The sequence below is a fragment of the Dietzia sp. CW19 genome (genome assembly GCF_014145265.1).
GTDB classification, from domain to species: Bacteria; Actinomycetota; Actinomycetes; order Mycobacteriales; family Mycobacteriaceae; genus Dietzia; species Dietzia natronolimnaea.
Window position 1 is genome coordinate 1 of record NZ_JAALEE010000197.1, and the last position, 4705, is coordinate 4705.

Genomic DNA, 4705 nt, shown 5'->3' on the forward strand with positions numbered 1-4705 from the left:
CCGGGACCCCGTCTCGCACGGTCACCCGGACGCCGTCGAGGGCGCGCAACGCGGGCACCCCGTCCGCCAGCAGCACCGCAGCGTCGTGCCCGGTGACCCGCCAGGACCCAGCCGTGACGACCCACCCCCACCCGACCTCATCGACTCTCACCGCGAGCTCGAGCGACTCGCGGTTCGCCAGGACCGGTCCGGCGTCACCCAGGTCCCCGGCCGTGAGCGGACGACGACGCGTCGTCTCGGTGCCGTCGCTCATCCGCAGCACGTCGAGCCGGGACCACTCCGCGACGAGGTCCGGCCCGTCCGCGGAGCCGGGCCCGGCGTACCGGCGGATCACGAGGTCGAACTCGACCCGGTCCAGCTCGGGCAGCTCCAGGCGACCGGCGCGGTCGACCACCGGGTAGGCGTCGACGAGACCGGGGAGGAACTCGCCGCAGAACTCGGGCACCGCCTCGTCCGGGATGGTCAGCTCACGCCATCGGCGCAGATCGCGGGCCACCCCGTGGTCGAGCCGCCCGACCGGGCAGAGCTCCAACACCCTGTCGCGGACCACCGCGACCAGGTCCCCGCGCTCCCCCACGAGTGCGCCCGGCAGGGGGCGGTCGTGTTCCTCGTCGTCGTCGGGCATCTCCTGGGCGCCGTCGGCGTCGGGCAGTATCTCCGCCGCGGCGGTGACCACCACCTGCAGGCCATCGGGTGACCAGGCCGTGAGCCCGACGCGCCGGCGCGGCCCGGGCCGGACGTCGTGCAGGCCGTCATCGGGGACGATCTCCACCTCGGCCTCGGCGGCGGTGGAGATGAGCGGCCACAGTGCGGGGACCTCGGCATCGCACAGGTCCAACCACACCCTGGCCTGACGACGACTACGGGCCAGCGCGTCCACGGCGCGGAACCAGCTTGTCTGGGCGGCGCTCATGTCCGCGGTCCAGCCGTAGCGCAGCCGGTCCCATTCCACCCCCGCCGACTTCCACCGCCCGCCCCTGCCCGGGACCACGATGCGCGCCCGGAGCCGGTTGCCCAACCCGGGCCGCAACCCACCGGTCCAGCCGTCGTCCACGGTCTCGTCCGCCACCACCGACAGCTGCAGTCCATAGACCTCGGACTCCCGCGGTCGGGCCTGCTGCGCCGTGCCGTGCATCATCTCTTCGACCCGCCGCCGCCATTCAGGTACCGGTTCCCCGCCGCCTACCCCGCTGTGTGCGCCGCCGTCCGGATCCACGCCGGCGAACAACATGAGCGCCGCGGCGTGCTTGCACCGCATCGCCACCGGGCACGTGCACGTGCTGAGCTTCGGCCGGGACCAACCGCTCGCATCGGGATGCCCGAAGGCGACCTCGGTCCGATACCGGCGCCCGCCGCTGCCCGTGACCAGTGCGGACAGCGTCCGCGAACCGGGGTTGTAGCTCACGTCGCCGATTGCGTCCGGGTTCACATAAGGGCGCGCACGTGCCAGGGCCGCCGTCCCGACGAACCGCTCGACCTCGGACTCGGGGACCCTCACGCTCGACCGCACGCACCCAGAGTAGGGGCGACCCACGACATCGCGGCGGGCGAGTTGGGCCGCACCATTGACCCGGTCCCCGCCGCGACCTAACATGAAACCAAATGGTTTCATATCACACACGCGGGGTGGATCTCAGTGACGACGACGTGGATCGGTTGTTCCGGGCGCTGGCCGACGCCACACGCCGGGACATCGTCCGTCGCACGCTCACCGACGAGTGCTCCATCTCCGACCTCGCCCATCACTACGACATGTCGTTCGCGGCGGTCCGCAAGCACGTCAACGTCCTCGAGGAGGCCGGACTCGTGACCGACGACCGCCACGGACGCGAACGCCGGATCCGGGGCAACCCCGAGGCGATCCGCAGGGCCCAGACCCTGTTGGACGGCTTCGAGCGCCTCTGGCGGGGGCGCATCGACAGGCTCGACGCCCTGCTCGCCGACGACTGACCACAAGCACAATGTACGACCACCACCGAGGGAGAAGGATCCGATCATGCCAGTGACATCCGTAGACAAGGACCTCGAGGAGCTGACGATGACCATCGTCGCCGACTTCCCCGTGACGGTCCGCCGGCTCTGGGACGCGTACGTGGACCCGCGCCAGCTCGAGAGGTTCTGGGGACCGCCGGAGTGGCCGGCGACCTTCACCCGTCACGACATCTACCCGGGCGGCCGGTCCGAGTACTACATGACCGGGCCGGACGGAGCCCGCAGCGGCGGCTACTGGGAGTACCTGTCCGTGATCGAGGGGGGCTCGTTCGAGATCCTGGACGGTTTCACCGACGAGGACGGCCGCCCCAACCCCGAGATGCCGACGATGCGCGCGGTGTTCTCCTTCGAGGAGACCGACAGCGGCGCCCGCCTGACCACCACCACGTACTTCACCAGCCTCGACCAACTCGAGCAGCTGCTCGAGCTGGGCATGGAGGAGGGCACCCGCTCCGCGATGGCGCAGATCGACGACGTCCTGGCAGACCTGCGCTCCTTCGCCGCCGACCGCGCGACCGCAGCGCAGCTCCTCAGCGACACGCAGGTGCGCTTCACCCGGATCCTGCGGGGCACACCCCAGCAGGTCTGGGACGCACACCACGAGCCGGAACTGCTGAACCGGTGGTTCCACGGCCCCGACGGCTGGGCCCTGGTCGGCTGCCGGGTCGCCTCAGCGCCCGGCGAGACCACCCGCTTCGAGTGGGCCCCCGACGCCGGGGTCGAGGGCGAGGCGTTCGCGCTCGTCGGAGAGCTCATCGAGACCGACCCTCCGCACCGCGAGGTCTTCACCGAGACGATGGAGGGGGCCGACGCGCCACCGACGCGCAACGAGCAGACCCTCACAGCCGTCGGGGACGGGACCCTGATGACGCTCGTCATCACCTACGACAGCGCCGAGCTCCGCGACATGATCCTCGGCACCGGCATGGTCGACGGGATGGAGGCCGGGTACCGGCGGCTCGAGTCGGAGGTCCTGGCCCACGCCTGAGACGTCACCGGGCGCCCTCCCCGCGCCACGACACCAGCGCACACCGAGAGGACCCACATGCGCACGCTCATCATCACCGCCTTCATGTCGCTCGACGGGGTCATGGAGGCACCCGGCGGCGAGGAGGGCTACCGCAACGCCGGCTGGACCTACCGGGACATCCCCTTCGACGAGGCCGCCTACGAGATCAAGGGACGCGAGCAGGACGAGGCCACCGCCCTCCTACTGGGTCGCCGCAGCTACGAGGCGTTCTCCCCGGTCTGGCCGGAGATGACGGAGGACTTCGCCAGGTACAACGGACTACCGAAGTACGTGGTGTCCACCACCCTGACCGCCGACGACCTCGTGGACAACTGGGGACCGACGACCATCCTGCGTTCGGTCGAGGACGTGGCGCGGCTCAAGGAGACCGACGGCGGCCCGATCCTCGTCCACGGCAGCGCGACCCTCGGCCACTCCCTGTCCGAGGCGGGCCTGGTCGACCGGTACCACCTCCTGGTCTTCCCGCTCCTGCTCGGCGCGGGACGGCGCCTCTTCGGCGCGGCCGACGTCGACGCCATCCCGCTAATCCTCACCGAGCACGAGGCCTACGGCAACGGCGTCCAGAAGATGGTCTTCGACGTCGCCCGGAAGGAGGACGACTGACGGTCGACGCCGCAGTTGATCATCGATCCGGCCGGGCCGCCTACTCCCGGTCCTCGAGCGCCGTGACCCGCGGGTCCGGGTCCGTGGTCGCCGCCTTGGCCGCGAAGAACCGTTCGACGGCCAGGACGATCATCACCACCACGACGCCGACCCCCACCGCGGCCAGGACGACCGGCCAGTCGGACCCCGGCGCCAGGATGTCGGCCTCCTCGGTCTGCCAGGGCCACAGGGCCCGCAGGGAGCCGAGCATCAGGCCGGCCATGGCGATGAGGGTGGGCTTGCGGAAGTCCTCGAGCAACCGGTCGAGGATCTTGACGAAGAGCGAGATCCCGACGAGCGCACCGAGCGCGAACACCCCGAGGTAGGCGAAGTTCCGGTCGTCCACGGCTCCGAGGGTCGGCGCGTAGAGCCCCATCGCGAGCAGCAGGTACGAACCCGACACACCGGGCAGGACCAGCGCGCAGATCGCCACCGCGGCGGCCACGAACACCAGCAGGTAGGACGGGTCGCTGATCGTCCCGCTGGGCAACCCGGACAGCACGAACGCCAGCCCCGCGCCGCCGACGAAGATCAGCCCCAGAGCCCAGTTCCGTCCACCCGGGGTGGCCCGCGCCATCCCCAGCGGCACCGCGATGCTCGCCGCGACCATGCCGAGGAACAGCCCGCGTGCGATCTCCGGGCTCCCCTCGACGAAGCCCTTGAGCACCCCGGCCATGGTGAAGACCATCGCCAGCATGCCCACCGCGAGCGGGAGCAGCAGCCACCAGTCCACGTGACGGAAGGCCGCGGACGTGCGCGCCCGGCGGTCCGGGCCGAGGATCGCCGACCGCATCCCGTCCACCACGTGCGCGCCCGAGTCCAGCAACCGTGGGTACACGCCGGTCACCAGTGCGACCGTGCCGCCCGAGACGCCGGGCACGAGCTCGGCCATGCCGATCAGCGCACCGCGCAGTGCGTTCCCGACCATCCCGAGCGGCCCGGGTCGGGCGGGGAGCGGCGACCGCGGGTCCAGATCCGAGTCCGCGACGGGGTCGTGATGAACCGACTCCGCTGCGGCGCCGGGGGGCGTCCCGCCCGGTT

At 71.4% G+C, this 4705-nt stretch carries 4 protein-coding genes and 1 pseudogene; 3 read left to right on the plus strand and 2 right to left on the minus strand.

Translation table 11 applies throughout. The features are described 5' to 3' along the window. A pseudogene (locus tag G6021_RS06680) lies at positions 1-1510 on the minus strand (helicase SNF2); the annotation flags it as partial. A gap of 92 nt (positions 1511-1602) precedes the next feature. Here G6021_RS06680 and G6021_RS06685 point away from each other — a divergent pair. The 3 genes from G6021_RS06685 to G6021_RS06695 are packed head-to-tail and all read left to right on the plus strand — an operon-like array spanning position 1603 to position 3625. Then, on the plus strand, positions 1603-1950 hold the full coding sequence (locus G6021_RS06685) for a metalloregulator ArsR/SmtB family transcription factor (RefSeq protein WP_179523520.1): 348 nt from the start codon (positions 1603-1605) through the stop codon (positions 1948-1950). A 46-nt stretch (positions 1951-1996) separates the two neighbouring features. After that, positions 1997-2980, plus strand: coding sequence for an SRPBCC family protein (locus tag G6021_RS06690; RefSeq protein ID WP_182610751.1), 984 nt, complete (start codon positions 1997-1999; stop codon positions 2978-2980). A 57-nt stretch (positions 2981-3037) separates the two neighbouring features. After that, positions 3038-3625 carry a dihydrofolate reductase family protein gene (locus G6021_RS06695; protein WP_182610750.1) on the plus strand — a complete coding sequence of 196 codons (588 nt, stop codon included), beginning with the start codon at positions 3038-3040 and terminating at the stop codon, positions 3623-3625. A 40-nt stretch (positions 3626-3665) separates the two neighbouring features. Here the strand turns inward: G6021_RS06695 and G6021_RS06700 are convergent, their stop codons facing one another. Further along, entirely contained in the window at positions 3666-4637 is a 972-nt protein-coding gene (locus G6021_RS06700; protein WP_241731964.1) for a DUF368 domain-containing protein, read from the minus strand. Positions 4638-4705: the final 68 nt, after the last annotated feature.

Bases quoted from the DNA above. Each gene is read 5' to 3' on its own strand.
- G6021_RS06685 (WP_179523520.1), top strand. From the start codon at position 1,603: ATGGTTTCATATCACACACGCGGGGTGGATCTCAGTGACGACGACGTG.
- G6021_RS06690 (WP_182610751.1), top strand. From the start codon at position 1,997: ATGCCAGTGACATCCGTAGACAAGGACCTCGAGGAGCTGACGATGACC.
- G6021_RS06695 (WP_182610750.1), top strand. From the start codon at position 3,038: ATGCGCACGCTCATCATCACCGCCTTCATGTCGCTCGACGGGGTCATG.